This window comes from Streptomyces sp. NPDC006516 (assembly GCF_040611875.1).
Classification (GTDB): Bacteria; Actinomycetota; Actinomycetes; order Streptomycetales; family Streptomycetaceae; genus Streptomyces.
Genome location: NZ_JBEXPD010000008.1, coordinates 117,562 through 143,927 on the forward strand (window position 1 = coordinate 117,562; position 26,366 = coordinate 143,927).

The window sequence follows — 26,366 nt, forward strand, 5'->3', positions numbered from 1 at the left end:
GTACCCTGGAGGTATGAGTACCGCCCCCGCCCCCGGACCGCGAGAGTCGAAGCCGCCGCAGCCGCAGGAGCGGCAGCCGCAGGAGTCGAGGCCCGAGCCGCCGGCTCTGATCTTCGACGATCCGCTGGACCGGCAGTCCGCGGACGACACGGACCAGGGGTGGGGTGAGCGGGCTCCGGCCGGTGGCAGCGCGGCCGATCTGGCGCGTTTCCTGGACGAGAAGCCACCCCACCACATCTGATCCCGGCCGGTCTCCCGCCCGGCCGTTCAGGACGGGCGCCGTCGGGCGACCAGCTCGTCCCGGATCTCCTTCAGCACCTCCAGCACGCTCACCTCCAGCGTCTCCTGGACCCCTTCCCCGGTTCATGCCGGACGGGGAGCCAACTGCCCCGCCACACAAGGCGACAGAGGGGTGCACTGTCCGATCCCGTCCTTCCGGGGAGTGAGTTCCCGGGACCGCTGTGCTACTCGGCATGGGACACCGCCACCGCGAGCCGTCCCGAGACGCCCGCGCCGGCCAGAGCCGTGGCGGTCTTCCGCTCGACGGACAGGACCACCAGTGCCCCGCCGCCGGCGATCGCCTCGCCGTCCGGCGCGGCGTACGTGCCGCGGGCGCGCGTCTGCCGCGGCACCTCCGCGACGCGCACGTCGCGGGCCACCACTCGGGCTTCCGAGTCCCCGTCGACCGCCGCGATCACATCGACGCGGTCTCCGGGCCGCAGCAGCCCGACCGTGGCCGCGTCGGCGATGCGCACCGGAGCGGACACCAGCCGCACGGTTCTGGGCTCCGGCCCCGGTGGCGCACCCCCGGCGACGGCCGCCGCCCCTCTGTCACCGCCCAGCCCCGACGCGGCGAGCACGGCCGAGGCCAACGCGAACCCCGCCGCCAGCGCGCGGCGCTGTCCCCGCAGCGCCCGCCGGAGCCGCTGCCCTCCGCCGCCGCGGACTCTGAGCGGCTCGAAGAGCGGCACCCCGCAGGGTGGGGGAGGGACGGGACGTGTATCGGACACCGAGGGGAACATGGCCAGCACCACCTGCCGTGAAGTAGTCCGCGAAGGACGTCGAGGGACGTCGAAGGGCATCGAGAGACGTCGAGGGCGTCGAAGGACGTCACCTGGGGTATCGAGGAGCAATCGAGGGGCATCGACGGACCTCGAAGGACGTCGGTCGAGGGAAGTTCGTCGAAGCGAGGGTCGATGTGAAAGAGGGGAGTTCCGCGGGAATCCCCGCCGAACTCCCCTCACGATGCATCCTCCGCGCACATCCCGCTCTGCCCTGTGGACAACTCCCACGGTGTGGAAAAACTGGCCACCCGTACGAGTTACCCGACCCAGTTGGTGCGGACACCGAGCCCGGTCAGGGCAGCGCGATCCCCGTGTCGATTCCGTCCAGCGCGTGCCGGCACACGCACGCGCGGTCCTCGTTCGCGGGCAGCGCGGCCACCGCGTCGAACAGCACCGTTCGCAGCCGGTCCACGTTCTCCGCGAAGACCTCCAGCACCTCCGCGTGGTTGACGCCCTCCCCGGCCTCGGCCCCCGCGTCCAGGTCCGTCACCAGCGTCAGCGTCGTGTAGCAGAGCTCCAGTTCACGGGCGAGGACCGCCTCCGGGTGCCCCGTCATGCCGACGACCGACCAGCCCATGGCCGCGTGCCAGCGCGACTCCGCGCGGGTGGAGAAGCGCGGGCCCTCGACGACGACCAGGGTCCCGCCGTCCACCGGCTCCCAGTCACGTCCGCGTGCCGCGGCCAGGGCGGCCTTGCGGCCCTCGGGGCAGTACGGATCGGCGAAGCCGAGGTGCACGACGTTCGACTCGGCGCCGTCGGCGCGGGGTACACCGTCGTAGAACGTCTGGGTGCGGGCCTTGGTGCGGTCGACCATCTGGTCCGGTACGAGCAGCGTGCCCGGTCCGTACTCCGGACGCAGGCCGCCCACCGCGCACGGGCCCAGCACCTGGCGCGCACCGACGGACCGCAGGGCCCACAGATTGGCGCGGTAGTTGATGCGGTGCGGCGGGAGGTGGTGGCCGCGGCCGTGGCGGGGAAGGAAAGCCACTCGGCGGCCCGCGAGTTCACCCAGGAAGAGGGAGTCGCTCGGTGCCCCGTACGGGGTGTCAACCTCGACCTCGGTCACGTCCTCCAGGAAGGAGTAGAAGCCCGATCCGCCGATGACACCGATTTCCGCTGTGCCCGTTTCTGCGTTCACCATGCGATCACACTAACGGGCGCGCACGACCGGGACCCCGCCGATCCGATCGGCGGGGTCCCGGTGAAGCGTGTGGGCGGCGCGGGCTGCCTCAGGCGGCCGACGTACCGCTCGACGACGTGGACGACGCCGAGGACGAGGACGACGACGCCGTGGACGACGCCGAGGCGGCCGGCTTCGATTCCGTCTTCGACGCGGACGACGTGGAGGCGTCGGACGCCTTGGGGGACGACGTGGCCGGCGTGCTGCTCGACGAGGAGCCGCGGCTGTCGTTCCGGTAGAAACCGGATCCCTTGAAGACGATGCCGACGGCCGAGAACACCTTCTTCAGGCGTCCCTCGCAGTTCGGGCACACGGTCAGGGCATCATCGGTGAACTTCTGCACCGCTTCGAGGCCCTCGCCGCATTCGGTGCACTGGTACTGATAGGTCGGCACTTGCTCCTCCTGGCACTCTCACTCAATGAGTGCTAACGACGCTCCATACTGACGTATTCCGAGCGATCAGTCCACCGTGACCGGCTCGCGGTGACCGATCCCACGTGCCACCGTCCGCCCCTCGGACCACGGGGCCAGCCGCGAGCGCAGGGTCAGCAGGGTCGCCAGGGCCAGTGCGGTACCGGCCAGCGGGACCAGGAAACCGGTGCTCGCGCCGTGGGCGTCCGCGAGCTGTCCCGCCACCGTGACGGCCGCCGCCTGGCCGAGCGCCACCGCGCCCGTCAGCCAGGTGAAGGCCTCGGTCCTGGCGGACGCCGGGATCAGCGCCTCGACCAGCGTGTAGCCGCTGATCAGGGCGGGGGCGATGCAGAGCCCGACCAGCAGGCCGAGGCCGGCCAGCAGCGGCACGGAGTGCACGGCCCAGAGCCCGGACGCGGTCAGGGTCAGGGCCACGTATCCGACGATCAGCCGACGGCGCGGGCCGCTCTTCCAGGCGATGGCCCCGCAGGCGATGCCGGCCAGCATGTTGCCGGCCGCGAAGACCCCGTACAGCAGCCCGTTCACGCCGGGGTGGCCGACCTCCTCGGCGAACGCCGTCAAGGAGACCTGCATGCCGCCGAAGACCGAGCCGATGCCCAGGAAGGCGATCGCCAGGACCCGGACCCCTGGCACGGACAGGGCCGAGCGGTGCGGCTCGGCCGCCGTGGACGTGTCACGGGGAGCGGGCTGGGTGGAGCGCTGTGCGGCGAACAGGAGGCCGCCGACCAGGGTCAGCGTTCCCTCGGCGATCAGTCCCGCCGCCGGGTGCACGCCGGTGCAGAGCGCCGTCGCGAGCACGGGCCCTACGACGAACGTGAATTCGTCCGTCACGGACTCGAAGGCGGCGGCCGTGGCCATCAGAGGGGAAGCGGGCCGCCCGGGGGCGGCCCCGAGCAGTGCGGCCCAGCGGGCCCGCACCATCGGTCCGACCTGCGGGATGGACGCCCCGGTGGGCACCGCGGCCAGGAACAGCGCCCACAGAGGGGCGTGCGCCAGCGCGAGGGCGGCGAGAGCGCCGACGGATGCGGCGTGCACCAGGACGCCGGGCAGCAGGACGGCACGCTGCCCGAACCGGTCCGCGAGCCGACCGCTCTGCGGCGCGAACAGGGCCATCGAGACCCCGGAGACGGCCGCCACGGCGCCGGCGCTGCCGTAGGAACCCGTGGTGTGCTGAACCAGCAGGACGATGCCGATGGTCAGCATCGCGAAGGGCTGCCGGGCGGCGAAGCCCGGGAGGAGGAACGTCCACGCACCCGGGGTGCGCAGCAACTGCCCGTAACCGGGGCGGTCGGAGACCGTGGTCGCCACGGTCCTTGCCTTTCTGCCGCCTGGTGGCCGTGCCCCCCGGGCACCCGCGCACCGGAGTGCGGGGGGTGCGGGGGCTGCCGAGAGCTGTCCTCTTCGCGCGGGCTGCGGTAGATGCCGGGCGCTCGCTCCAGAGGCGAAGGCGCCACGACCGCCATACGGTCGCGCCAGCTCTGCGTCAGGCAGAGTTGGTCGATCAGAACTGGTCGATCAAGTGGAAATCAAGCGGATCATGAGATCCGGCCTTCATGTTACAGGTTCCTGCACTCCCGGACCTGCGTTTGCCTCCGGGCCGCCGGCCCCGCCGACCGCCGACGTACGCCCGCCCGCAGGACCCATCCGCGGGGCCCTCCCCCCAGGACCCGTTCCCCAGGTCCCGTTCCCCAGGACCGCCCCCAGGGCCGTCCCTCCACTCAGTGGTGCGCCCGTCTGTCGCCCGCCCTGTCCTCCGGCCGGTCGCCGCCCACGCCCAGCCTCTTGGCCAGCCGTGCGAGGTGGGGCGGCTCCGGCGTGCCGGGCTGCGCCTTGACGCCCGGGCCGCCGGTCCCCAGCCAGCCGGCCAGCTTGCCGCCCTCGCCGACCGCACGCAGCCGGGCCTCCGTCGCGTCGCGGACCGGGTCCGTGGCGACGACCAGCAGTTCGTCACCGCGGCGCAGCACGGTCGACGGCGCCGGGACGAAGCTCTTGCCGTCCCGTACGACGAGGGTGACCGCGGCTCCTGCGGGCAGCCGCAGTTCCGCGACCTCCACGCCGTGCATCTTGGACCTGCCGGGCACCTCGACGGACAGCAGGTGACCGCGCAGGCGCTCCAGGGGCGCCGACTCGATGCCGAGGTCCGCGGTCTCGGAGGGGTCGTCCCCGATCTTCAGGGCCCTCGCGAGCCAGGGCAGTGTCGGTCCCTGGATCAGCGTGTAGACGATCACGAGCACGAAGACGATGTTGAAGACCCTGGTACTGCCCTCGATCCCGGACACCATCGGGATGGTCGCCAGGATGATGGGCACGGCGCCGCGCAGCCCCGCCCAGGACATCAGCGCCTTCTCGCGGTGCGGCAGCCGGAAGGGCGCCAGGCTGATGAAGACCGACAGTGGCCGGGCCACGGCGGTCAGTACGAGGCCGACGACCACGGCGGGCCAGAAGTCGTCGATCAGGTCGTGCGGGGTGACCAGCAGACCGAGCAGGACGAACATGCCGATCTGGGCCAGCCAGCCGAGCCCGTCGGCGAAGCCCCGGGTGGCCGGCCAGTGCGGAAGCTTGGAGTTGCCCAGGACCATCGCGGCCAGATAGACGGCCAGGAAGCCACTGCCGTGGGCCATGGCGCCCGTGGCGTACGCCGAGACCGCGATGGCCATGACGGCGATGGGGTAGAGCCCGGACGCGGGAAGTGCCACATGGCGCAGCCCGAAGGCGCCGAGCCAGCCCACCGCGAGGCCGATCGCCGCGCCGATGGCCAGCTCCAGGGCTATCTCACCCACCAGCACGTACCAGTGCTCCACGGGACCGACGGCGGAGAACGCCACCACCAGGATGACCACGGGGGCGTCGTTGAAGCCGGATTCGGCCTCCAGGACACCGGTGATCCGTGAGGGGAGCGGAACCTTGCGCAGCACGGAGAAGACGGCCGCGGCGTCGGTCGACGAGACGACGGCGCCGATGATCAGTGCCTGCCGCCACTCCAGCCCGACCAGGTAGTGCGCCGCGCTCGCGGTGACGCCCACGCTGATGCCCACGCCCACGGTCGACAGGACGGCCGCCGCCGGCAGCGCGGGTTTGACTTCTTTCCACTTCGTGCCCAGCCCGCCCTCGGCCAGGATGACGACCAGGGCGGCGTAGCCGATCACCTGGGTCAGCTCGGCGTTGTCGAACTTGACGTCGAAGATGCCGTCCTGCCCGATGGCGATGCCGATGCCGAGGTACAGGAGCAGGCTGGGGAGCCCGCTGCGGGACGAGATGCGTACGGCCGCCACGGCGACCAGCAGGACGAGAGAGCAGACGAGCAGAAGTTCGTTGAGCGCGTGGACAGTCAGGGTCCGTTCCTTCCCTGCGTACGCCTTCCGGATCGTTCTCCGGCGGCCGGTACTTCGTTACCTTACCTAATCTTTAACGTTTTCTTGACGCCTTCGAGTGTTCGTGCGAACCGGTGCGCAAATGGATGCATCCCCATACCGCGTCCGAGTGGCTTCGGCGGGGCGCCTATGGTTGCTCCTGCACTCCCAGGACCACCCTGCCCCTCGAAGGACAGCGATGCCCGCCAACACAACCGCCCCTTCCGGGTCTTCCGATGCGAAGAAGACCGGCAGGAAGAAGGGGCGACGCGCCCGCCTGTTCGTGCTCGTCCTGGTGCTGGCGCTTGTCGCGGGTGTCGGGTACGGCGCGTTCTGGTCCGTATCCACCGTCCGGGCCTCGTACCCGCAGACCACCGGGTCGATCGACCTGGAAGGTCTGACCGGCGACGTCGACGTCAGACGCGACGAGTACGGAATCCCGCAGATCTACGCCGACACCGACGGCGACCTCTTCCGCGCCCAGGGCTTCGTCCAGGCCCAGGACCGCTTCTGGGAGATGGACGTACGCCGTCACATGACGTCCGGCCGGCTCTCCGAGATGTTCGGCTCGGGCCAGGTCGAGACCGACGCCTTCCTGCGCACCCTCGGGTGGCGCAAGGTCGCGCAGAAGGAGTACGACGAGGTCCTGGACGAGGACACCAAGAAGAACCTCCAGGCGTACGCGGAGGGGGTGAACGCGTATCTGGACGGCAAGGACGGCAAGGACATCTCCGTCGAGTACGCGGCGCTCGGCCTGACCAACGACTACAAGCCCACCGAGTGGACCCCCGTCGACTCGGTCGCCTGGCTGAAGGCGATGGCCTGGGACCTGCGCGGCAACATGCAGGACGAGATCGACCGCTCGCTGATGACCAGCAGGCTCAGCGAGAAGCAGATCAGGGACCTCTACCCGGACTACCCGTACGAGAAGAACAAGCCGATCGTCGATCAGGGCGGGATCTCCCCGGCCACCGGCAAGTACGACCCGGAGGCGGAGCCGTCGGACGACATCAGCTCGGGGACCGTCGAGGGCGCCACCGAGGGCCTCAACACCCAGCTCTCCGCGCTCTCCGACACCCTGGACGAGATCCCGGCGCTGCTCGGTCCCAACGGCAACGGCATCGGATCGAACTCCTGGGTCGTCTCCGGTGACCACACGACGACCGGCAACGCGCTGCTGGCCAACGACCCGCACCTCGCGCCGCAGCTCCCCTCGCTCTGGTACCAGATGGGGCTGCACTGCCGGCAGCTCTCGGCGACCTGTCAGTACGACACCGCCGGGTACACGTTCTCGGGGATGCCGGGTGTGGTCATCGGTCACAACCAGGACATCGCCTGGGGCTTCACCAACCTCGGCGCCGACGTGACGGACCTCTTCCTGGAGAAGGTCTCCGGCGACGGCTACCAGTACGACGGCAAGACCGAGCCCTTCGTCACCCGCGAGGAGACCATCAAGGTCGCCGGCGGCAGGAGCCGGAAGATCACGGTCCGTGAGACCAACAACGGCCCGCTGGTCTCCGACCGCAGCGGTGAGCTGGAGAAGGTCGGCAAGAAGGCCCCCGTCACCAACTCCGCGCCCGACCGGGGCGACGGATACGCGGTCGCCCTGAAGTGGACCGCGCTGGAGCCCGGCAGGACCATGGACGCGGTCTTCGAGCTCAACCGTGCCAAGGACTTCACGAGCTTCCGCAAGGCCGCCTCCCTCTTCGAGGTGCCGTCGCAGAACCTCATCTACGCCGACACCGAGGGCAACATCGGCTACCAGGCGCCCGGCACGATCCCGGTCCGTCTGGAAGGCGACGGCACGATGCCCAGCCCCGGCTGGACCTCCAAGTACGGCTGGGAGAAGAAGCGCATCCCGTTCGACGAACTGCCGTACGAGTACAACCCGGAGCGCGGCTACATCGTCACCGCCAACCAGGCCGTCGTCGACGACAGCTACGAGCACATGCTGACCAAGGACTGGGGCTACGGCGCCCGCAGCCAGCGGATCAACGACCTCATCAACACGAAGATCGAAGGCGGGGAGAAGATCTCCACCGACGACATGCAGACGATGCAGATGGACAACCAGAGCGCCATCGCGGCGGAGCTGGTGCCGGAGCTGAAGAAGATCGCCGTCTCCGACCCGAGCGTCCGTGAGGCCCAGAAGCTCCTGGAGGGATGGGACTACCTCCAGGAGTCCGACTCGGCGGCCGCCGCCTACTTCAACGGCGTCTGGCGCAACATCCTGAAGCTGGCCTTCGGCAACAAGCTCCCCAAGGAGATGCGGGCCAAGGGCGACTGCATCTACGTGGAGCCGGCCACCGGCACCGGACCGGTGGACGAGCAGGACAAGCTCGTACGGGAATGCGGCCAGCGCGCCCCGGAGGCGGCGCAGCCCGACGGTGGCGACCGCTGGTACGAGGTGGTCAAGAACATCCTGGACGACCAGGACAACGAGTGGTGGAAGGTCCCGGCCAAGGGCCGCGAGGAGGCCATCGACAGCCGGGACGAGCTCTTCGCCCGCGCCATGGAGGACGCGCGCTGGGAGCTGACCGCCGAGCTCGGCAAGGACATCACCACCTGGAGCTGGGGCCGGCTGCACCAGCTGACCCTGCGCAACCAGACGCTCGGCACCGAGGGCCCCGCTCTGCTCCAGCGGGCGCTGAACCGAGGCCCCTGGGACCTCGGCGGCGGTGAGGCGGCCGTCAATGCCACCGGCTGGAACGCGGCGGGCGGCTACGAGGTGATCTGGGTGCCGTCGATGCGGATGGTCGTCAACGTGGGGGAGTGGGACAAGTCCCGCTGGATCAACCTCAGCGGCGCCTCCGGGCACGCGTTCAGCGCCCACTACACCGATCAGACCGACAAGTGGGTCGAGGGTGAACTGCTCGACTGGTCCTTCGGTGACGAAGCGGTGAAGGAGTCGACCGTCGACACCCTCACGCTCAAGAAGCCCTAGAAGGGAAGCGCCGCGCTCCGCCCGGCGTGACCACGGCGTCCACGGGGTGGTCGTGCGGTTCCTCCGGAACCCGCGCGACCACCTCGTCGTCGTACAGCAGGACGATCAGGGCGGGGTGGGCCCCGGCGTCCGAGAGCCGTGCGAGTACCCGGTCGTAGCTGCCGCCGCCACGCCCCAGCCGCATCCCGCGCCCGTCCACCGCCAGTCCCGGCAGCAGGACGGCGTCCGCGTCCAGGACCGCCCGGGGCCCGAGACGGGCGCCGTCGGGCTCCAGGAGCCCGCGGCCCGCGGGCAGGAGATGCTCCGGACCCTCGAACACGGCCCAGTCCAGGTCGTTGTCCTCCATCAGCACCGGCAGCAGGACGCGTACACCCCGCGCGCGCAGAGCGTCCAGGAGCGCGTGGGTCCCCGGCTCGCGTCCGACGGACACGTAGGCCGCCACGGTCCGGGCGTCTGCCAGCTCGGGGAGGTCCAGTGCGGCCGAGGCGAGAACCGTGGCCGCCTGCCTCACGTCCTGCGAAGTGAGGAGCCGTCGCGCGGCGAGCAGTTCACGCCGCAGCGTCGACTTTCGGGACATGTCGTGGTTCAACGAGTGCTCGCAAAGCTCGTGTATGTGGATGAATGAGAACGAAGTTAACCGGACGCTCATCTTCCGCCCATAGGCACCGGTTACAGTTCTGCGCATGACTCAGTCGCGCCCCAGGATCAGCAAAGCTGTCATCCCAGCTGCAGGTCTCGGCACCCGGTTCCTGCCGGCCACCAAGGCCACTCCCAAAGAGATGCTGCCTGTCGTCGACAAGCCCGCCATCCAGTATGTCGTGGAAGAGGCGGTCGCGGCCGGTCTCTCCGACGTGCTGATGATCACCGGCCGGAACAAGCGTCCCCTTGAGGACCACTTCGACCGGAACTACGAGCTGGAGTCCGCGCTGACCCGCAAGGGAGACGCCGAACGGCTCTCCAAGGTCCAGGAGTCCAGCGACCTGGCCACCATGCACTACGTACGCCAGGGAGACCCGCGCGGCCTGGGCCACGCCGTCCTGTGCGCCGCGCCCCACGTCGGCGACCAGCCGTTCGCCGTCCTCCTCGGTGACGACCTCATCGACCCGCGCGACCCGTTGCTCGCCCGGATGGTCGAGGTCCAGGAGCGCGAGGGCGGCAGCGTCGTCGCCCTGATGGAGGTCGACCCCGCGCAGATCCACCTCTACGGCTGCGCGGCGACCGAGAGCACGGCCGACAGCGATGTCGTGCGGGTCACGGGGCTGGTGGAGAAGCCCGACCCCGCCGACGCGCCCAGCAATCTCGCCGTCATCGGCCGCTACGTCCTCGGCCCCGCGATCTTCGACATACTGCGCCGGACCGAGCCCGGCCGCGGTGGCGAGATCCAGCTCACCGACGCCCTCCAGCTGCTGGCCGAGGACGAGAAGATCGGCGGGCCGGTGCACGGCGTCGTCTTCAAGGGCCGCCGCTATGACACCGGTGACCGAGGCGACTATCTGCGTGCCATTGTCAGACTCGCGTGCGAACGTGAGGACCTGGGCCCGGACTTCCGGTCCTGGCTGCGCGGTTACGTCACCGAGGAGTTGTAACAGCTTGAGCGGCACGATCTGGTCGGTGGACGAGCACCTGGACGACATCCTCGCCGCGGTGAGGCCGCTGGAGCCCATCGAGCTGCAGCTGCCCGACGCCCAGGGCTGCGTCCTGGTCGAGGACGTCGTGGTGGGGGTCGCCCTGCCGCCCTTCGACAACAGCTCGATGGACGGATACGCCGTGCGCGTCTCCGATGTCGAGGGTGCCACGGAGGAGTTCCCCGCCGTCCTCACCGTGATCGGTGACGTCGCGGCGGGTGCCGGAGGGCTGCCCGAGGGCCGGTCCGTCGGCCCCGGGGAGGCCGCTCGCATCATGACCGGAGCCCCGCTGCCCGCGGGCGCCGAGGCGGTCGTCCCGGTCGAGTGGACCGACGGCGGTACGGGCGGCGGTCCCGCCTCCGCGATGCGGGCGCACAGCGAGTCCCCGGAAGGGGCGAGCGGCGAGGTCCGCGTACACCGTCCCGTGAAGCCGCGCGCCCACGTCCGGGCCAAGGGCAGCGACGTGCGGCCGGGGGACCTGGCGCTCCGGGCGGGTTCCGTCGTCGGACCGCCGCAGATCGGGCTGCTCGCCGCGATCGGCCGGTCGACGGTCAAGGTGCGGCCCCGCCCGCGCGTCGTGGTGCTCTCGACCGGGAGCGAGCTGGCGCAGCCGGGCGAGGAGCTGACCGGCGGCCAGATCTACGACTCGAACAGCTTCGCCCTGACGGCCGCCGCCCGGGACGCGGGCGCGATCGCCTACCGCGTTCCCGCCGTCGCCGACGACGCGGAGACGCTCCGGGCCACGATCGAGGACCAGCTGATCCGTGCGGACATCGTCGTCACCACCGGCGGGGTGAGCGTCGGGGCGTACGACGTGGTCAAGGAGGCGCTGTCCTCCGTGGGTGACGACTTCGCCGGTGACGGGTCCGCCGATGACGAGGGCGGCGCGGGCGGGGGCCGCGCCGGCGGGGGTGTCGACTTCCGCAAGCTCGCCATGCAGCCGGGCAAGCCGCAGGGCTTCGGCTCGATCGGCCCCGACCACACGCCGCTGATGGCGCTGCCCGGCAATCCGGTCTCCTCGTACGTCTCCTTCGAGCTGTTCGTCCGCCCGGCGATCCTGACGCTGATGGGCCTGCCGGATGTCCACCGCCCACGGGTCCGGGCCACGCTCACGACGGACGACACGCTCTCCTCGCCGCCCGGCAAGCGTCAGTTCCTGCGCGGGACGTACGACGCCGATGCCGGGACGGTGACCCCGGTCGGGGGAGCGGGATCGCATCTGATCGCCGCGCTCGCCCAGGCCGACGCGCTGATCGTGCTGCCCGAGGACGTCACCTCCGTCGAGTCCGGCACGCGGACCGAGGTGATCCTCCTCCGCTGACCGCCGCGCGGTGGCGGTACGGTATCTGGCGCTGTGCCGTACCGGGGGAAGCCCCCCGGGCCCCACGGACCGCGCTCTCGCGTGGGAGGTGCGGGCAACCGGCGCCCTACCGCTAGGCGGAGTGAGTTGAGTACGCAGAACAGGCTGACGCACATCGACGAGGCGGGCGCGGCCCGCATGGTCGACGTGTCGGAGAAGGACGTCACGGCGCGCGTCGCCCGGGCGAGCGGCCGGGTCCTCGTGTCCCCGCGTGTCGTCGAACTCCTCAGAGGCGAGGGCGTCCCCAAGGGCGACGCACTCGCCACCGCGCGGATCGCCGGGATCATGGGTGCCAAGCGCACCCCCGACCTGATCCCGCTCTGCCACCCCCTCGCCGTCTCCGGCGTGAAGGTGGATCTGAGTGTCGCCGACGACGCCGTGGAGATCCTGGCCACGGTGAAGACGACCGACCGTACGGGGGTCGAGATGGAGGCCCTGACCGCCGTTTCGGTAGCCGCGCTCACGGTGATCGACATGGTGAAGGCGGTCGACAAGAGCGCGGTCATCACGGACGTACGGGTGGAGGCGAAGTCCGGCGGCAAGTCCGGCGACTACCGGCGCCCCGCGCAGGAGGGGACGCACGCATGAGCGCCCCCGGCAGTACCCCGACGCCGGAGGCCTACCGCGCCCTGGTCGTGACCGCGTCCAACCGCGCGTCGGCCGGTGTGTACGCCGACAAGGGCGGCCCGGTCATCGCCGAGGCGCTCAGCGGCCTGGGATTCACCGTCGAGGGCCCCCAGGTCGTCCCGGACGGCGACCCGGTCGAGGCCGCTCTGCGGGCCGGCGCGGCGGCCGGTTACGACGTGATCGTCACCACGGGAGGTACGGGCATCTCGCCCACCGACCGCACGCCCGAGGCCACCCGTCGTGTCCTGGACCACGAGATCCCGGGCATCGCCGAGGCGATCCGCGCCGAGGGCCGGGACAAGGTCCCCACCGCCGCGCTCTCCCGGGGCCTCGCGGGTGTCGCGGACCGCACCCTCATCGTGAACCTCCCCGGCTCGACGGGTGGCGTACGCGACGGTCTCGCCGTCCTGAGCAGACTTCTGGTGCACGCCGTCGACCAGCTGCGCGGTGGCGACCACCCCCGACCGGGGAGCCCGAGCTGAACGTCCGGACCTGGCCGGTGATCCTGACCGACGGCGCCGTCACCCTCCGGCCGATAAAGCTGCGGGACCAGAGCGTGTGGCGCGAGGTCAACCGGCGTAACCGCGACTGGCTGCGCCCCTGGGAGGCGACCGTCCCGCCGCCGGCTCCCGGCGGCCCCGTGGCCCAGCGTCCTACCTACCGTCAGATGATCCGTCACCTGCGTGCCGAGGCGAACGCGGGCCGGATGCTGCCCTTCGCGATCGAGTACGAAGGGCGTCTGGTGGGGCAGTTGACGGTGGCCGGCATCACCTGGGGCTCTATGTGCTCAGGCCACGTCGGTTACTGGGTCGACCGGAGCGTTGCGGGACGCGGAGTCATGCCCACCGCCGTGGCGCTCGCCGTCGACCACTGCTTCCGTACCGTCGGGCTGCACCGGATCGAGGTCTGTATTCGACCCGAGAACGCGCCCAGCCGGAGGGTCGTGGAAAAACTCGGATTCCGCTCGGAAGGGCTGCGTCCGCGCTATCTGCACATCGACGGCGCCTGGCGTGACCACCTGATCTACGCCCTCACCGCCGAGGAGGTGCCCGACGGGCTCCTGCGGCGTTGGCGCAGGGTGCGGCCGGGTACACCGGATACGCCGCGCACGCCCGGGGAAATAAAATAAGTGTTCGAATTTGATTGCTCTCCGACGGTAATCGATCCCACTTCTGTCGACTGTTGACCCGAACAATCGCAAAAAAAGTCCGTCATATCAGCTGGATCGTGCGACACACCGGGCCAATTGGCGGATGCTGCCGTGCAAACCCCTCTACGGTGTGAGCGTGAGCAGCAGCGGCCTCATCTACGCAGTCATCGTCGGGGCCTGGGCCGCCTACTTGGTGCCGATGTGGCTCCGCAGGCAGGACGAGCTCAATGAAGCCCGTCCGACGGAACGCTTCAGCACCGCCATCCGGCTGCTGTCCGGACGGGCGGCCATGGAGCGCCGTTACGCCAAGGAGCTGCGGGAGCGGGATGCCGAGCAGGCGCCTGGCGACGTGGACCCGGATGCCGTCACGGACCGACTGGAGTCCGTCGACGTCCGGGCCTTTTCCGCGCCTCCGGCACATACGGAAGCCCGGTTGCGCGACCCGGCGCTCGAACGACCGGACCAGCAGCGGGCGCACGACCGGCCTGCCCGGCCGGCGCCCGCCCGGCGGCCTTCCGGCGCCGAGTCCGAACGGGAGCGGCGACGGCGGTCGCAGGTCCTGGCGCGCCGTCGCCGTACGACCACCGTCCTCTTCATGGCGTTCACGCTCGGCGCGGTCGTCGCGGCCGTCGGCGGTCTCCGCTTCCTGTGGGCTCCCGCCGTTCCCGCGGTGCTGCTGAGCACGTACATCGTGCATCTGCGGTCCCAGGAGCGCCGCCGGTTCGTCTTCACGATGGACCGGCGCCGTGCCGAGGTCGCCGCGCAGCGGCTGCGCGAGAACCGCCCGCGCAGGAACCAGCCCGCGGCGTCGGCTCCCGCCGATCCCGACGAGGAGCCCGAAGCGACCGCGCCCACCCCCACGGTCTCCCCGCAGGAGGCCGGCCGCCGCGCCCTGGTCGAGCAGACGGACCACGCCGAGTGGGTGGACCAGCAGCGTGAACGCGGCCCGGCCCAGGGCGACAGCTGGGAGCCGGTCCCGGTCCCGCTCCCGACGTACGTCACCGCCCCGGTCGCCCCGCGCGCCACGGGCGGGGTGGAGGTCGGCGACCCGGAGACCTGGAGCGCGGCCCGCTCCAGCCCGGCCGAGCCCACCCGCACCGGTTCCACGGACTCCGCGGAGCCCGACGCCGACCCGGCCCCGCGCCGCCGCGTGACGCCGCCCAGGCGCACCCGCGACCGCGGCCGGACGCCCCTCTTCGACCAGTACGACGACGAGGACCGGCCGCGCGCGGCCAACGAGTGAGACCACCGGTGAACCCGACTCGGTGACCTGCCGGGATACGGATTTCCGAGCACCCCGATGAGGGTGCTAGAGTTTCACTCGTTGCAAGGGCCTGTGGCGCAGTCTGGTAGCGCACCTCGTTCGCATCGAGGGGGTCTGGGGTTCAAATCCCCACAGGTCCACCGCACACATGAGATCCCGTCCGATCGTCACGATCGGGCGGGATCTCTGCTTTCCGGAGCGGGCGGAGGCAAGGGGCGTGACCGCCCCGATGATCAGCCGAAAACCGTCTGCGTTCCCGCCGATCACGCGGGTTAGGGTGCGCGGCATGACTGCCTTGACCCTGCGTGGCGCCACGATCGAGTACGACGACCTCGGGCCCTCGACCGGGGTGCCGGTCCTCCTGATCCACGGCCATCCCTTCGACCGCACGATGTGGGCGCCCCAGGCCGATGCCCTGACCGGAGCCGGGTACCGGGTCGTCACCCCCGACCTGCGCGGGTACGGCCGCAGCGAAGTCACCCCGGGCAAGGTCTTCCTCGCCGACTTCGCCGACGACCTGGCCGCGCTCCTGGATCACCTGGGCATCGAGCGGGCGGTGGTCGGCGGCGTCTCCATGGGCGGTCAGATCGCGATGGAGACGCAACTCCGCCACCCGGGGCGGGTACGCGCTCTCGTCCTGTCCGACACCTCCGCCCGGGCCGAGACCGACGAGGGCAAGGCGTTCCGCAACCGGGTGGCGGACGAACTGCTCGCCGAGGGCATGGACGGCTACGCGACGGGAGCGATCCACAAGATGCTCGCGGCCTACAACGTCGAGGCCATGCCGGACGTCGCCGCGCGCGTCCTGGCCATGATGCGGGCCACCGACCCCCGCGGCGCCGCCGCCGCACTGCGGGGAAGGGCCGAACGCCCGGACTACCGGGACACGTTGGCCGGCGTCCGGGTGCCGGTGTGGATCGTCGTCGGGGCGGACGACGCCTACACGCCCGTCGCGGACGCGGAGGCGATGCTCCGGCTGGTGCCGACGGCGTCCCTGAGCGTGATCGAGAAGGCGGGGCATCTGCCCGGCGTCGAACAGCCCGAGCTCTTCAACGCCGCGCTGCTGGACTTCCTGGCCACCCGGGTGGACGCCGGCGACTGAACCGCACCCGCCGTGGTGACCGTGGCCGACAGTGATCAGGCGTACGTCAGGCGCGCGGGACCGCCTGTTCGCGAATTCGTATGGAGGGCACCCTGTGACAGCCGGAACACCCAGCTCCCGAATCGACACCGGCAGGCCGCACCCCGCGCGTGTCTACGACTGGCTGCTCGGCGGCAAGGACAACTACCCGGTGGACCAGGCAGTGGGCGAGAAGCTGCCCGCCGAGGCACGGGCCAACGCGGCGCGGAACAGGGCGTTCATGCACCGGGCCGCAGCCTGGCTGGCCGGCCGGGGCGTCGACCAGTTCCTGGACATCGGCACGGGCATTCCCACCGCGCCTAATCTCCACCAGATCGTCCAGGCCGTCACCCCGCACGCCCGGATCGTGTACGCCGACAACGACCCCATCGTCCTGCGCCACGCGGAAGCCCTCCTGGTGAGCAGCCCCGAGGGTGCGACCGACTACATCCACGCGGATGTGCGGCAGCCCGAGGCGATCCTCGAACGCGCGGGTGAGCTGCTGGACTTCACCAGGCCTGTCGCGCTGTCCCTCATCGCGCTGATGCACTTCCTGCCGGACGACCAGGATCCGTACGGCATCACCCGCAGGCTGATAGCGGCGCTGCCGTCGGGGAGTCATCTCGTCCTGTCGCACGGGACGGCGGATCAGCACCCGGAGCTGAAGCAGGAGACCGAGTCCGCGTACAGCAAGGGCGCCATCGCGCTGCGGATGCGGACCCGCGAGGAGGTCGAGCCGTTCTTCGACGGGCTGGAGCTCGTCCCGCCCGGGCTGGTCACGGCACCCGAGTGGTACCGGGAGGAGCCCGCACCGGTGTATGAGCGGAGCGGGTTCTACGTCGGCGTGGCGCGCGTGCCGTAGGCCGTCACAGCGGCTTGGCCATGCAGATGCTGCTGTCGTACGTGCGGTAGTGGCCGAACTTGGGGCAGGGCGCGTAGCCGCTCGACGTGTACAGCGCGATCGCCTCAGGCTGCTGGTCGCCGGTCTCCAGGACCATGCGGGTGCGGCCCGCCGCGCGGGCGTCGGCCTCCAGCGCGGCGAGGATGCGGCGCGCCAGGCCCCGGCCACGGCCCTCCGGGACGACGAACATCCGCTTGATCTCGGCGTCGCCGTCCGAATAGCCCTCGTCGTTCCGCTCCTGGCTGCGCCAGCCACCCGTGGCCACCGGGCGGTCCTGTTCGTCGTAGGCGAGCAGGTACAGTCCGCGAGGCGGGTCGAACATGGTGGCGTCGAGCGGTGTGATGTCGCCCTCGTCCCCGTAGCGCTCGGCATATTCGAGCTGCACCTGGTCGTTGAGTTTGACGGCGTCGGGGTGGTCGAAGGGCCGAGGCTGGATAGTCATGCGATTCATGGTACAAGTATGCACGTCCGCATGTAGGTACTGTACCGGGATGCTGACCGTTACCTCCGTCAATGTGAACGGGCTCCGTGCCGCCGCGAAGAAGGGCTTCGTCGAGTGGCTGGGGCGGACCGAGGCCGATGTGATCTGCCTCCAGGAAGTCCGCGCCGAAGTGCAGCAACTCCCCGACGAGGTGCGTGAGCCCGAGGGTTGGCACGTCGTGTACGCCCCCGCCGCCGCCAAGGGGCGTGCGGGAGTCGCCCTCTTCACCCGGCGCGCGCCGGAGCGCGTACAGATCGGGTTCGGCGGGTTCGAGGTCCCGGGCTGTGAGGAATTCGACACCGCCGGCCGCTACGTCGAGGTGGATCTCCCGGGCGTGACGGTCGCCAGCCTGTACCTGCCCTCGGGTGAGGTCGGCACCGAGCGGCAGGAGGAGAAGGAGCGCTTCATGGCGGCCTTCCTTCCTTATCTCCAGGGGCTGAAGGTGCGGGCCGCCGCCGAGGGGCGCGAGGTCGTCGTCTGCGGTGACTGGAACATCGCCCACCGGGAGGCCGACCTCAAGAACTGGAAGTCCAACAGGAAGAGCTCCGGCTTCCTCCCCGAGGAGCGGGAGTGGCTGACCCGGGTGTTCGACGAGGCGGAGTACGTGGACGTGGTCCGCGCGCTGCACCCGGACGAGGAGGGCCCGTACTCCTGGTGGTCCTACCGGGGCCGGGCCTTCGACAACGACGCGGGCTGGCGGATCGACTACCAGGTGGCGACCCCCGGTCTCGCCGGCCGGGCGGTCAAGGCATGGGTGGAGCGTGCCGCCACGCACGGTGAGCGGTGGAGCGATCACGCGCCGGTGACGGTCACGTACGAGCGCTAGGAGGCCCGCGCCCTCGCGTCCGGCGGGTCAGGGCTCCTCGCGCAGCCGGCGGTCCAGGGCCATGGACAGCTCCGCGTCCACCACCGCCTGGGCGAGCGTGCGCAGCTGGTCCGGCTCGGTCCGGGCGGTATGGGTGCGCAGGACGCGCACGAAGAGGTCGGCGAGGGCGTCGGCGTGCTCGCGGACCTGGCGGCCCGCGGCGAGTACGGCGTCGAGCGGAACGCCGGCCCGGACGAGTTCGGACGAGGCCTCCAGAAGGCGGCGGCTGATGTGGACGATCTCCTCGCCGTCGGTGCCGAGGTAGCCGAGCTCCATGGCCGCGGCGAGGTTCTCCGCCGTCGCCTGGTCCTGGAAGTAGTCGGCCAGTTGCTCGGGTGTGAGCCGGACCGGCGTCTCCTCGGTGGGTTCACCCAGGCCGAGCACCTCGGCGACGTCCCGGCCGCTCTCGAAGGTGCTGGCGAGGTCGGCGATGCCGTTGAGGGTGTGGCCGCGGTCCAGCAGCCCGGTGATCGTGCGCAGCCGGGCCAGGTGATGGTCGTCGTACCAGGCGATACGGCCCTCGCGGCGGGGCGGCTGGATCAGTCCGCGCTCCCGGTAGAAGCGCAGGGTGCGCACGGTGATGCCGGCCTCCTCGGCCAGCTCCTCCATGCGGTACTCGCGGTGCTCGCGTCCTTCAGCCACACCCGCACCCTATGTTGTACCGCCGGTAACTTTCCTTGTCCCGCCCCCTACCCATCAGTACGGAGCTGCTCTACCCTCCCAACAATGCCAGTGATTGCTGGCAGAGTCGCGTGACGTACCGCGGGGAGGCGGCAGCATGGCCCAGCACGAGCACGTACGAGTGGCGGTGATCGGATCCGGATTCGGCGGCCTCGGAGCCGCTGTCCGGCTCCGCCGCGAAGGGATCACCGACTTCCTGGTCCTCGAACGGGCCGGAGCCGTCGGAGGCACCTGGCGGGACAACAGCTACCCGGGCTGCGCCTGCGACGTACCGTCCCACCTGTACTCCTTCTCCTTCGCGCCCAATCCCGAGTGGCCGCGCACCTTCTCCGGGCAGCAGCACATCCGCGCCTATCTGGAGCACGTCGCCGACACCTTCGGGCTGCGGCCGCACATCAGGCTGAACCACGAAGTCACCGTCATGCGCTGGGACAACGACGAGCTGCACTGGGTGATCGAGACGGCGAACGGCTCCACGGTCACCGCCGACGCGGTCGTGTCCGCCACCGGTCCGCTCTCCGATCCGAAGCTGCCGGACATCCCGGGGCTGGCCGGCTTCCCGGGCAAGGTCTTCCACTCCGCGCAGTGGGACCACGACTACGACCTGAGCGGCAAGCGCGTCGCGATGATCGGCACCGGCGCCTCCGCGATCCAGATCGTCCCGGAGATCCAGCCGAAGGCCGGCCGGCTCACCCTCTTCCAGCGGACCCCGCCGTGGGTGATGCCGCGTATGGACCGCGCCATCAGCAGGGCCGAGAAGTGGCTGCACCGCACGCTGCCCGTCACGGCCACCGCGCGCCGCGGACTCCTCTGGGGCATCCGGGAGTTGCAGGTCGGTGCCTTCACCAAGCACCCCGACCAGCTCGGTCTCGTCGAGTCGATAGCCAAGGCGAACATGGCGCGGGCGATCAAGGACCCCGCGCTGCGGGCCAAGCTCACTCCCTCGTACCGCATCGGCTGCAAGCGCATCCTGCTCTCCAACGCCTACTACCCGGCGCTGGCCCAGCCCAATGTGGACGTGGTCGCGGCCGGCCTGTCCGAGGTGCGCGGCTCCACCCTTGTCGGCTCGGACGGTACGGAGACCGAGGCCGACGTGATCATCCTCGGCACCGGCTTCCACGTGACGGACATGCCGATCGCCGACCGGGTCGTCGGCGCCGACGGCATCACGCTCGCCGAGTCCTGGAAGGACGAGATGCAGGCGTTGCGCGGTGCGACCGCCGCCGGCTTCCCCAACTGGATGACGATCATCGGCCCCAACACCGGGCTCGGGAACTCCTCCATGATCCTCATGATCGAGTCCCAGCTGAACTACATGGCCGACTACCTGCGCCAGCTGGACGTCCTGGGCGGGCGCGCCGCACTCGACGCGCGGCCCTCCGCCGTCGGCGCGTGGAACCGCCGGGTCCAGGACAGGATGCGGCGCACCGTCTGGAACACCGGCGGCTGCACCAGCTGGTACCTCGACGCCAACGGGCGCAACACCACCGTCTGGCCGGGTACGACGGCCGAGTTCCGCCGCGCCACCCGCTCGGTCGACCTGGGCGAGTACGAGGTCGTCCGTCCCCCCGCCACCCACTCCGCCACGCGGGCCGTGCCCGAGGAGGCCGCACGATGAGCCGGCTGACACAGCTCCGGGACATCCCGCCGGTGCCCGTACGCGAACTGAGCGTCGTCTCCGCGGACGGTTCGCGCGTCCACGTCGAACTGCATGGCCCCGAGGGGGCGCCGGCCGTGGTCCTGGCCCACGGCTGGACCTGCAACACCCGCTTCTGGGACGCCCAGGTGCGTGACCTGGCGGTGGACCACCGCGTCGTCGTCTACGACCAGCGAGGGCACGGCCGTTCGCCCGAGGCCGGGCCCGGCGGCTACAGCACGCGCGCGCTGGCCGACGACCTGGAAGCGGTGCTGAAGGCCACGCTCGAACCGGGGCAGAAGGCGGTCCTCGGTGGGCACTCCATGGGCGGGATGACGCTGATGGCGGCTGCCGGCCGGGCGGCCGTGCGGGAACACGGGGCGGCCGTGCTGCTGTGCAGCACGGGCAGTTCGCGGCTGACCGCCGAGTCGCTCGTGCTGCCGATACGGGCGGGCGCCCTGCGCACCCGGATGACGGCCGCGGTCCTCGCGGCGCGCGCACCGCTCGGACCGGTCACGGCGGTCTCCAAGGTCATCCTCAAGTACGCGACGATGGGGCGCGGTTCGGCCCCGGATCGCGTCGACGTCTGTGCCAGGATCGTCCATGCGTGTCCGCGCAGGGCACGCGTCGCCTGGGGGCACGTGCTCGGGGAGCTCGACCTCGAGGCACGTGTACGGGAGCTGCGGCTGCCGACCGCGGTGATCGCGGGTACGGAGGACCGGCTGACGCCGCCCGTGCACGCGAGGGCCATCGCAGCGGCGCTGCCGCAGAGCCTCGGGCTCACCGAACTGGCGGGCATGGGCCACATGACGCCGGTCGAGGCACCCGAGGTGGTCACGGCGAAGCTCCGTGAACTCGTGGCCTCGTACGTCACTCTTGAAGGCGCGGGCAGCACGGCGGAAGCCGTGAGCGAGGAGGAGGTCGCATGAGCGGCAGGCGGAGTCTCGAAGGACAGGTCGTCGTCGTCACCGGTGCGGCGCGGGGAGTGGGTGAACTGCTGGCCCGCAAACTCTCGGCGCGGGGCGCCACGCTGGCGCTGGTCGGCCTGGAGCCGGACGAGCTGAAGAAGGTCTCGGAGCGGCTGCACTCCGAGAGCGACCACTGGCACGCGGACGTCACCGACCACGTGGCGATGAGCCGGGTCGCCGAAGAGGTCAAGGCGCGTTTCGGGAAGGTCGACATCGTCGTCGCCAACGCCGGTGTCGCCACCGGTGGTCCGCTCGTGGACTCGGACCCGGAGGCGTGGCGGCGGGTCATCGAGGTGAACCTGATAGGCGGCGCGGTGACCGCGCGGGCGTTCCTGCCGGTGCTGATGGAGAGCCGCGGCTACTTCCTCCAGATAGCGTCGCTGGCCGCGATCACCCCGGCGCCGATGATGAGCGCGTACTGCGCGTCCAAGTCCGGCGTGGAGGCGTTCGCCCACTGTCTGCGCGGGGAGGTCGGCTACCGGGGCGTGAAGGTGGGGGTCGGCTACCTGTCCTGGACCGACACCGACATGGTGCGCGGCGCCGACGAGGACGACGTCATGCGGGAGTTGCGGCAGCGGCTGCCGTGGCCGACGAACCGTACGTATCCCCTGGGCCCGGCGGTCGACCGGATCGTGGCAGGGATCGAACGGCGCTCCGCGCACGTGTACGCCCAGTGGTGGCTGCGCGGGATGCAGTCGATCCGGGGGTATCTGCCGATGGTCATAGGGACCGTGGGGCAGCGCGAGATGAAGCGGTTCGGGCCCCGGCTCGACGGCGTCGGCAAGGGGCTCGTGGGGGCCGGAGGGCGGGCCGACCAGAGGGAGCGCGTCCAGGGCGGATGATCGAAATGCGGTGAATGTCCGGGTGTGTAAGTCTGAGCGAGGCCCCACCGGGGCCGACCCCACGCACCCACATAGGAGTGAACAGCATGGGTATCGCAGACCAGTTCAAGGACAAGGCGCAGGAGCTCGCCGACCAGGCCAAGCAGCAGAAGGCCGGCGGCAAGCGGCCCGAGGCGCGCGAGCGCTCCGCCGGCCGCCCGGACCGTGCCCAGGACCAGGCGCAGGGCCGTCGGCCCGAGGCGCGGGACCGGGCGCGCGACGCCGGTGAGCAGGCCCGTGAGCGCTCCGAGCGCTGACGGCCGACGCGCCTAGTCGCGCGGTCTGTTGGGGCGTACCCGGTTGCCGGGTACGCCCCTTCCGTGTGTGCCGCTGGCGCGTGTGCGGACCCCGCCCCGGAGGGCCGGGTCAGCCGGGCCGGCGCGCGGTCACCTCGGCGGCAGCGGGGGGCGGCGCAGGTTCGGAGCCGTGTCGTACGTGGGAGGCGTGGCCGCCGGGTGCGCGCCCAGCAGGTCCAGCGCCACCCTGACCGCGTCGTCCAGCACCGCGTGACGCCCCTCCGCCCAGTCCAGCGGTGTACGCAGGGCCTCCAGGTCGGGCTCCACGCCGTGGTTCTCGACGGACCAGCCGTAGGTGTCGAACCAGGCCGCGTTCATCGGCACCGTGATCACCGTGCCGTCGCCGAGCCGGTGCCGACCGGTCATGCCGACCACCCCTCCCCAGGTGCGCTGACCTACCACCGGCCCCAGCTTCAGCAGCCTGAAGGCGGCGGTGATCATGTCACCGTCGGAGGACGTCGCCTCGTCGGCGAGGGCCACGACCGGCCCCCTGGGCGCGTTGGACGCGTACGAGACCGCCTGCGCGTTGCGGGTCAGGTCCCAGCCGAGGATCGTGCGGGTGAGCTTCTCGACGACCAGCTCGCTGATGTGGCCGCCCGCGTTGCCGCGCACGTCGACGATGAGGGCGGGGCGGGCCACTTCGAGCCGCAGGTCGCGGTTGAACTGCGCCCAGCCGGATCCGCCCATGTCGGGGATGTGCAGGTACCCGCACTTGCCGTGGCTCAACTCCCGTACGACCTCGCGCCGTTTGGCCACCCAGTCCTGGTAGCGCAGCGGCCGTTCGTCGACCAGGGGGACGATCGCGATGCGGCGTGACCGGCCGCCGCCCTCGCCTCCGGCGGGGCGGAACGTCAGCTCGACCGTGGTGCCGCCCGCCGCCGTCAGCAGCGGGTACGGCCCGGCCACCGGGTCGACCGGCCGGCCGTCGACGTGCGTGAGGACGGCGCCCTCCCGGATGCCCGTACCGGAGAGCGGTGAACGCGCCTTGGAGTCGGAGGAGTCGCCGGGCAGGATGCGCTGCACCGTCCAGTCCCCGTCCCGGCAGACGAGGTTGGCGCCCAGCAGCCCGATCGCCCGCTGGTAGTGCGGCGGGCCCTCGTTGCGGCGGGCGGGCGAGACGTACGCGTGCGAGGTGCCCAGCTCACCCAGGACCTCGCGCAGCAGATCGGCGAACTCGTCGGGAGAGGCGACGCGTCGGACCAGCGGACGGTACTGGTCCAGCACGGCGTCCCAGTCGATGCCGCACATGTCCGGTTCCCAGAAGTAGGACCGGATGATGCGGCCGGCCTCCCCGTACGCCTGGCGCCATTCCGCAGCGGGGTCGACGTCGTGCAGGATGCGGCGCAGGTCGATGTAGACCGTGGAGTCGTTGTCGCCGGGCTCGTTGGACGGTACGGCGCGCAGCTCCCCGTCGTCCATGACGACCAGCCGGGTGGCGTCACCGCTGACCGCGAACCAGTCCAGGTGGCCGACCAGTTCGGTCTTGCGGGCCTTGGCGATGTTGAAGTGCTCCAGGGTCGGCCGTCCCGACATGTCCGCCGGGTTCGCGAACGTCTCGCCCAGCGCCCCGGAGATCGGCCAGCGGAGCCAGACCAGACCGCCGCCGCTGACCGGCTGGAGCGCCGAGTACTTCGACGCGGAGACGGGGAACGGCGTCACCCTGTTCTCCAGGCCCTCGAACTCCACGGTGACCGTCGGCCCCTCGACCGTCCCCTCGGGGATGTCCACGGGGTCCAGGCCGCCCGCCGCGGGCCTCCCGTCGGGGAGCAGCGCGAACGGGGAGGGGGTGGCCGAGGAGAGGGGGACCAGATACGGCCGGCAGCCCAGCGGGAACGAGAGGTCGCCGGTGTGGACGTCGTACACCGGGTCGAAGCCGCGCCAGGAGAGGAAGGCGAGGTAACGGCCGTCGCCGGTGAAGACGGGGTTCTCGTCCTCGAAGCGGCCGTTGGTGACATCCACTATCACCGGGGCGTCGGGGCCGGAGATCCGTGCCAGCTTGATCTGCCGCAGGGAGCGTCCGACGCCGGGGTGCGACCAGGTCAGCCAGTGCCCGTCCGGCGAGAACGCCAGATCGCGGACCGGGCCGTTGACGGAGCGGATCAGCTCGGTCACCTGGGGCGCGGGCGCCTCCGACGCCGACGCCGACGCCGGATCGGGCTCCGGTGGGGCCGCCCCTGGCTCCGGGCGGGCCGTCCCCGGTTCCGTGCCGTCCAGGTCCAGAGGTTCCGCCTCCTCCCTGGTGTCCAGGAGCAGCAGCCGGCCGTCGTTCGACGCGATGGCCAGCCGTTCGCCCTCCGGGTCGGAGATCAGCTCGTGGACCCTGCCCAGCTGCCCGGCTGCCAGCCGGCGCGGCGGGCGGTCGCCGCTGGCGCGGGGGAGATGGGCGATCTCGATCGCGTCCTCGCCCTCCGCGTCGGTGACGTAGGCCACCTGCCCGCTGCTGCCGAGCATCTCGGGCAGCCGGACGCGCACCCCCGGGGTGTCGGCGATGGTGCGCGCGGGGCCGTCGCGGTGGGTGAGCCAGTAGAGGCTGCCGCGCACGGAGACGGCGCTCGCCCGGCCCGTCTCGTCCACCGACAGCGCGTCGACGTGGCTGGCCGCCGGTACCTGGTACGTACGCCGTCCGGTCCGTGGCCCGCCGAGCCGTACCTCCAGTTTCCGGGGTTCCGCGTCAGGCGACTCCAGGTCCTCGACCAGCCACAGATCGCCCGCGCACTGGTAGACGACCCGTGTGCCGTCGCTGGAGGCGTGCCGGGCGTAGAACGCGTCGTGGTCCGTGTGCCGGCGCAGGTCGCCGCCGTCCATCAGGCAGCTGTACAGGTTGCCGACGCCCTCGTGGTCGGAGAGGAAGGCGATGCGCCGCCCGACGAACATCGGTGCGTCCAGATGGCCGCCGATGTCCGGCAGCAGGCGCTTGCCGTGCAGCCACAGGCGGCCCGTCGCCCCGCCGCGGTAGCGCTTCCACGCCGCCGGTTCGTGCGGCGGCTTCCCCGTGAGCAGCAGGGTGCGCCGCTCCCCGTCGATGTCGGCGACCGCGATGTCGGAGACGGGCCCCCAGGGGAGTTTTCCGCCGGGGCTGCCGTCGGTGGGGACGCTGTAGGCCCACGAGAAGTACGAGAACGGCTGGTTGTGCGAGGACACGGCGAGGATCTGGGAGGAGTCCCCGGGATCGGGACTCCAGCCGCAGACCCGGGCGTCGGTCGACCCCCAGTAGGTGAGCCTGCGGGCGGGGCCGCCGTCCACGGGGGCGATGTGGATCTCTGGGTCGAGCGTGCGCCAGGTCGTGTAGGCGATGCGGCTGCCGTCGGGCGAGAAGCGCGGATGGCTGACCCTCGTCCGGTCGACGGTCAGCCGCCACGCCCGGCCTGGCCGCTGCCCCGCCGGGGCGAGAGGGGCGACCCAGAGGTCGTCCTCCGCCGCGAAGCAGAGCAAGTCCTTGTGGAGGTGCGGGAAACGGAGATACGCGACGTCGTCACTCACCCTCCAATGCTTTCCGCGCGAAGGGCCAGCGGCAACTTGTGGTGCACGACACAAGCGAAA

At 71.2% G+C, this 26,366-nt stretch carries 24 protein-coding genes, 1 tRNA gene and 1 pseudogene; 16 read left to right on the forward strand and 10 right to left on the reverse strand.

Annotated features, from left to right (window positions below; genetic code table 11):
* Positions 1-13: 13 nt before the first annotated feature.
* On the forward strand, positions 14-241 hold the full coding sequence (locus ABZY45_RS22115; protein ID WP_356742251.1) for a hypothetical protein: 228 nt from the start codon (positions 14-16) through the stop codon (positions 239-241).
* A 26-nt stretch (positions 242-267) separates the two neighbouring features.
* Here the strand turns inward: ABZY45_RS22115 and ABZY45_RS22120 are convergent.
* From ABZY45_RS22120 to ABZY45_RS22145, 6 genes and pseudogenes are all read right to left on the reverse strand, one after another.
* Positions 268-357: pseudogene (locus ABZY45_RS22120) on the reverse strand (large conductance mechanosensitive channel protein MscL); the annotation flags it as partial.
* Between the two features lie 107 nt (positions 358-464).
* The gene (locus tag ABZY45_RS22125; RefSeq protein ID WP_356742253.1) at positions 465-1,022 is read right to left on the reverse strand and encodes an RcpC/CpaB family pilus assembly protein; all 558 of its coding nucleotides are present in this window, start codon (positions 1,020-1,022) and stop codon (positions 465-467) included.
* A 334-nt stretch (positions 1,023-1,356) separates the two neighbouring features.
* Positions 1,357-2,205 (reverse strand): S-methyl-5'-thioadenosine phosphorylase, encoded by an 849-nt coding sequence (locus ABZY45_RS22130; protein ID WP_356742255.1) that lies wholly within the window; start codon positions 2,203-2,205, stop codon positions 1,357-1,359.
* Between the two features lie 88 nt (positions 2,206-2,293).
* Positions 2,294-2,638 carry an FmdB family zinc ribbon protein gene (locus ABZY45_RS22135; protein WP_356742257.1) on the reverse strand — a complete coding sequence of 115 codons (345 nt, stop codon included), beginning with the start codon at positions 2,636-2,638 and terminating at the stop codon, positions 2,294-2,296.
* Positions 2,639-2,704: 66 nt separating this feature from the next.
* Positions 2,705-3,985: an MFS transporter gene (locus ABZY45_RS22140; protein WP_356742258.1), complete on the reverse strand. Its 1,281-nt coding sequence runs from the start codon at positions 3,983-3,985 to the stop codon at positions 2,705-2,707.
* Between the two features lie 410 nt (positions 3,986-4,395).
* Positions 4,396-5,949: a potassium/proton antiporter gene (locus tag ABZY45_RS22145; protein ID WP_356742260.1), complete on the reverse strand. Its 1,554-nt coding sequence runs from the start codon at positions 5,947-5,949 to the stop codon at positions 4,396-4,398.
* A 277-nt stretch (positions 5,950-6,226) separates the two neighbouring features.
* On the opposite strand from ABZY45_RS22145, the gene ABZY45_RS22150 reads away from it, so the two are divergent.
* Positions 6,227-8,971: a penicillin acylase family protein gene (locus ABZY45_RS22150; RefSeq protein ID WP_356742262.1), complete on the forward strand. Its 2,745-nt coding sequence runs from the start codon at positions 6,227-6,229 to the stop codon at positions 8,969-8,971.
* Here the strand turns inward: ABZY45_RS22150 and ABZY45_RS22155 are convergent.
* Positions 8,958-9,548 (reverse strand): 5-formyltetrahydrofolate cyclo-ligase, encoded by a 591-nt coding sequence (locus ABZY45_RS22155; protein ID WP_356742263.1) that lies wholly within the window; start codon positions 9,546-9,548, stop codon positions 8,958-8,960. The genes ABZY45_RS22150 and ABZY45_RS22155 overlap by 14 nt on opposite strands.
* Before the next feature lie 106 nt (positions 9,549-9,654).
* On the opposite strand from ABZY45_RS22155, the gene galU reads away from it, so the two are divergent.
* The 9 genes from galU to ABZY45_RS22200 all read left to right on the forward strand — a co-directional run bounded on the left by galU (position 9,655) and on the right by ABZY45_RS22200 (position 16,979).
* Positions 9,655-10,557, forward strand: coding sequence for a UTP--glucose-1-phosphate uridylyltransferase GalU (galU, locus tag ABZY45_RS22160; RefSeq protein WP_356742265.1), 903 nt, complete (start codon positions 9,655-9,657; stop codon positions 10,555-10,557).
* A gap of 4 nt (positions 10,558-10,561) precedes the next feature.
* Positions 10,562-11,917 (forward strand): gephyrin-like molybdotransferase Glp, encoded by a 1,356-nt coding sequence (gene glp, locus ABZY45_RS22165; protein ID WP_356742266.1) that lies wholly within the window; start codon positions 10,562-10,564, stop codon positions 11,915-11,917.
* A 126-nt stretch (positions 11,918-12,043) separates the two neighbouring features.
* Positions 12,044-12,544 carry a cyclic pyranopterin monophosphate synthase MoaC gene (gene moaC / locus ABZY45_RS22170; RefSeq protein WP_356742268.1) on the forward strand — a complete coding sequence of 167 codons (501 nt, stop codon included), beginning with the start codon at positions 12,044-12,046 and terminating at the stop codon, positions 12,542-12,544.
* Positions 12,541-13,065, forward strand: a complete 525-nt coding sequence (locus tag ABZY45_RS22175; protein WP_356742270.1) for a MogA/MoaB family molybdenum cofactor biosynthesis protein — start codon at positions 12,541-12,543, stop codon at positions 13,063-13,065. Before moaC ends, ABZY45_RS22175 begins: the two co-directional genes overlap by 4 nt.
* 17 nt (positions 13,066-13,082) lie before the next feature.
* Positions 13,083-13,712, forward strand: coding sequence for a GNAT family protein (locus ABZY45_RS22180; protein WP_356742271.1), 630 nt, complete (start codon positions 13,083-13,085; stop codon positions 13,710-13,712).
* Between the two features lie 124 nt (positions 13,713-13,836).
* Complete coding sequence (glpR, locus tag ABZY45_RS22185) at positions 13,837-14,976, forward strand: gephyrin-like molybdotransferase receptor GlpR (RefSeq protein ID WP_356742273.1); 1,140 nt, start codon at positions 13,837-13,839, stop codon at positions 14,974-14,976.
* An 87-nt stretch (positions 14,977-15,063) separates the two neighbouring features.
* Positions 15,064-15,137: transfer RNA gene (locus ABZY45_RS22190), tRNA-Ala, on the forward strand.
* Between the two features lie 146 nt (positions 15,138-15,283).
* Positions 15,284-16,099 (forward strand): alpha/beta fold hydrolase, encoded by an 816-nt coding sequence (locus ABZY45_RS22195; RefSeq protein ID WP_356742274.1) that lies wholly within the window; start codon positions 15,284-15,286, stop codon positions 16,097-16,099.
* 94 nt (positions 16,100-16,193) lie between these two features.
* Positions 16,194-16,979: an SAM-dependent methyltransferase gene (locus tag ABZY45_RS22200; RefSeq protein WP_356742275.1), complete on the forward strand. Its 786-nt coding sequence runs from the start codon at positions 16,194-16,196 to the stop codon at positions 16,977-16,979.
* 4 nt (positions 16,980-16,983) lie between these two features.
* Here the strand turns inward: ABZY45_RS22200 and ABZY45_RS22205 are convergent, their stop codons facing one another.
* Positions 16,984-17,460 (reverse strand): GNAT family N-acetyltransferase, encoded by a 477-nt coding sequence (locus tag ABZY45_RS22205; RefSeq protein WP_356742276.1) that lies wholly within the window; start codon positions 17,458-17,460, stop codon positions 16,984-16,986.
* Positions 17,461-17,509: 49 nt separating this feature from the next.
* Here ABZY45_RS22205 and ABZY45_RS22210 point away from each other — a divergent pair, with 49 nt between their 5' ends.
* The gene (locus tag ABZY45_RS22210; RefSeq protein WP_356742278.1) at positions 17,510-18,325 is read left to right on the forward strand and encodes an exodeoxyribonuclease III; all 816 of its coding nucleotides are present in this window, start codon (positions 17,510-17,512) and stop codon (positions 18,323-18,325) included.
* 27 nt (positions 18,326-18,352) lie between these two features.
* Here the strand turns inward: ABZY45_RS22210 and ABZY45_RS22215 are convergent, their stop codons facing one another.
* Positions 18,353-18,973, reverse strand: coding sequence for a MerR family transcriptional regulator (locus tag ABZY45_RS22215; protein ID WP_356742519.1), 621 nt, complete (start codon positions 18,971-18,973; stop codon positions 18,353-18,355).
* Between the two features lie 169 nt (positions 18,974-19,142).
* Here ABZY45_RS22215 and ABZY45_RS22220 point away from each other — a divergent pair, with 169 nt between their 5' ends.
* The 4 genes from ABZY45_RS22220 (at position 19,143) to ABZY45_RS22235 (ending at position 22,787) form a co-directional block, all read left to right on the forward strand.
* On the forward strand, positions 19,143-20,663 hold the full coding sequence (locus ABZY45_RS22220; protein ID WP_356742280.1) for an NAD(P)/FAD-dependent oxidoreductase: 1,521 nt from the start codon (positions 19,143-19,145) through the stop codon (positions 20,661-20,663).
* Positions 20,660-21,610 carry an alpha/beta fold hydrolase gene (locus ABZY45_RS22225; RefSeq protein ID WP_356742282.1) on the forward strand — a complete coding sequence of 317 codons (951 nt, stop codon included), beginning with the start codon at positions 20,660-20,662 and terminating at the stop codon, positions 21,608-21,610. The genes ABZY45_RS22220 and ABZY45_RS22225 overlap by 4 nt, the downstream gene beginning before the upstream one ends.
* The gene (locus ABZY45_RS22230; RefSeq protein ID WP_356742284.1) at positions 21,607-22,491 is read left to right on the forward strand and encodes an SDR family oxidoreductase; all 885 of its coding nucleotides are present in this window, start codon (positions 21,607-21,609) and stop codon (positions 22,489-22,491) included. Before ABZY45_RS22225 ends, ABZY45_RS22230 begins: the two co-directional genes overlap by 4 nt.
* Before the next feature lie 86 nt (positions 22,492-22,577).
* Positions 22,578-22,787, forward strand: coding sequence for a hypothetical protein (locus ABZY45_RS22235; protein WP_277333412.1), 210 nt, complete (start codon positions 22,578-22,580; stop codon positions 22,785-22,787).
* Between the two features lie 129 nt (positions 22,788-22,916).
* On the opposite strand, the gene ABZY45_RS22240 is transcribed toward ABZY45_RS22235, so the two are convergent.
* Positions 22,917-26,306: a S41 family peptidase gene (locus ABZY45_RS22240; protein ID WP_356742286.1), complete on the reverse strand. Its 3,390-nt coding sequence runs from the start codon at positions 26,304-26,306 to the stop codon at positions 22,917-22,919.
* Positions 26,307-26,366: the final 60 nt, after the last annotated feature.

Bases quoted from the DNA above. Each gene is read 5' to 3' on its own strand.
- ABZY45_RS22115 (WP_356742251.1), top strand. From the start codon at position 14: ATGAGTACCGCCCCCGCCCCCGGACCGCGAGAGTCGAAGCCGCCGCAG.
- ABZY45_RS22125 (WP_356742253.1), bottom strand. From the start codon at position 1,022: ATGTTCCCCTCGGTGTCCGATACACGTCCCGTCCCTCCCCCACCCTGC.
- ABZY45_RS22130 (WP_356742255.1), bottom strand. From the start codon at position 2,205: ATGGTGAACGCAGAAACGGGCACAGCGGAAATCGGTGTCATCGGCGGA.
- ABZY45_RS22150 (WP_356742262.1), top strand. From the start codon at position 6,227: ATGCCCGCCAACACAACCGCCCCTTCCGGGTCTTCCGATGCGAAGAAG.
- ABZY45_RS22155 (WP_356742263.1), bottom strand. From the start codon at position 9,548: ATGTCCCGAAAGTCGACGCTGCGGCGTGAACTGCTCGCCGCGCGACGG.
- galU (WP_356742265.1), top strand. From the start codon at position 9,655: ATGACTCAGTCGCGCCCCAGGATCAGCAAAGCTGTCATCCCAGCTGCA.
- ABZY45_RS22175 (WP_356742270.1), top strand. From the start codon at position 12,541: ATGAGCGCCCCCGGCAGTACCCCGACGCCGGAGGCCTACCGCGCCCTG.
- glpR (WP_356742273.1), top strand. From the start codon at position 13,837: ATGCTGCCGTGCAAACCCCTCTACGGTGTGAGCGTGAGCAGCAGCGGC.
- ABZY45_RS22195 (WP_356742274.1), top strand. From the start codon at position 15,284: ATGACTGCCTTGACCCTGCGTGGCGCCACGATCGAGTACGACGACCTC.
- ABZY45_RS22205 (WP_356742276.1), bottom strand. From the start codon at position 17,460: ATGACTATCCAGCCTCGGCCCTTCGACCACCCCGACGCCGTCAAACTC.
- ABZY45_RS22210 (WP_356742278.1), top strand. From the start codon at position 17,510: ATGCTGACCGTTACCTCCGTCAATGTGAACGGGCTCCGTGCCGCCGCG.
- ABZY45_RS22215 (WP_356742519.1), bottom strand. From the start codon at position 18,973: ATGGAGGAGCTGGCCGAGGAGGCCGGCATCACCGTGCGCACCCTGCGC.
- ABZY45_RS22220 (WP_356742280.1), top strand. From the start codon at position 19,143: ATGGCCCAGCACGAGCACGTACGAGTGGCGGTGATCGGATCCGGATTC.
- ABZY45_RS22225 (WP_356742282.1), top strand. From the start codon at position 20,660: ATGAGCCGGCTGACACAGCTCCGGGACATCCCGCCGGTGCCCGTACGC.
- ABZY45_RS22230 (WP_356742284.1), top strand. From the start codon at position 21,607: ATGAGCGGCAGGCGGAGTCTCGAAGGACAGGTCGTCGTCGTCACCGGT.
- ABZY45_RS22235 (WP_277333412.1), top strand. From the start codon at position 22,578: ATGGGTATCGCAGACCAGTTCAAGGACAAGGCGCAGGAGCTCGCCGAC.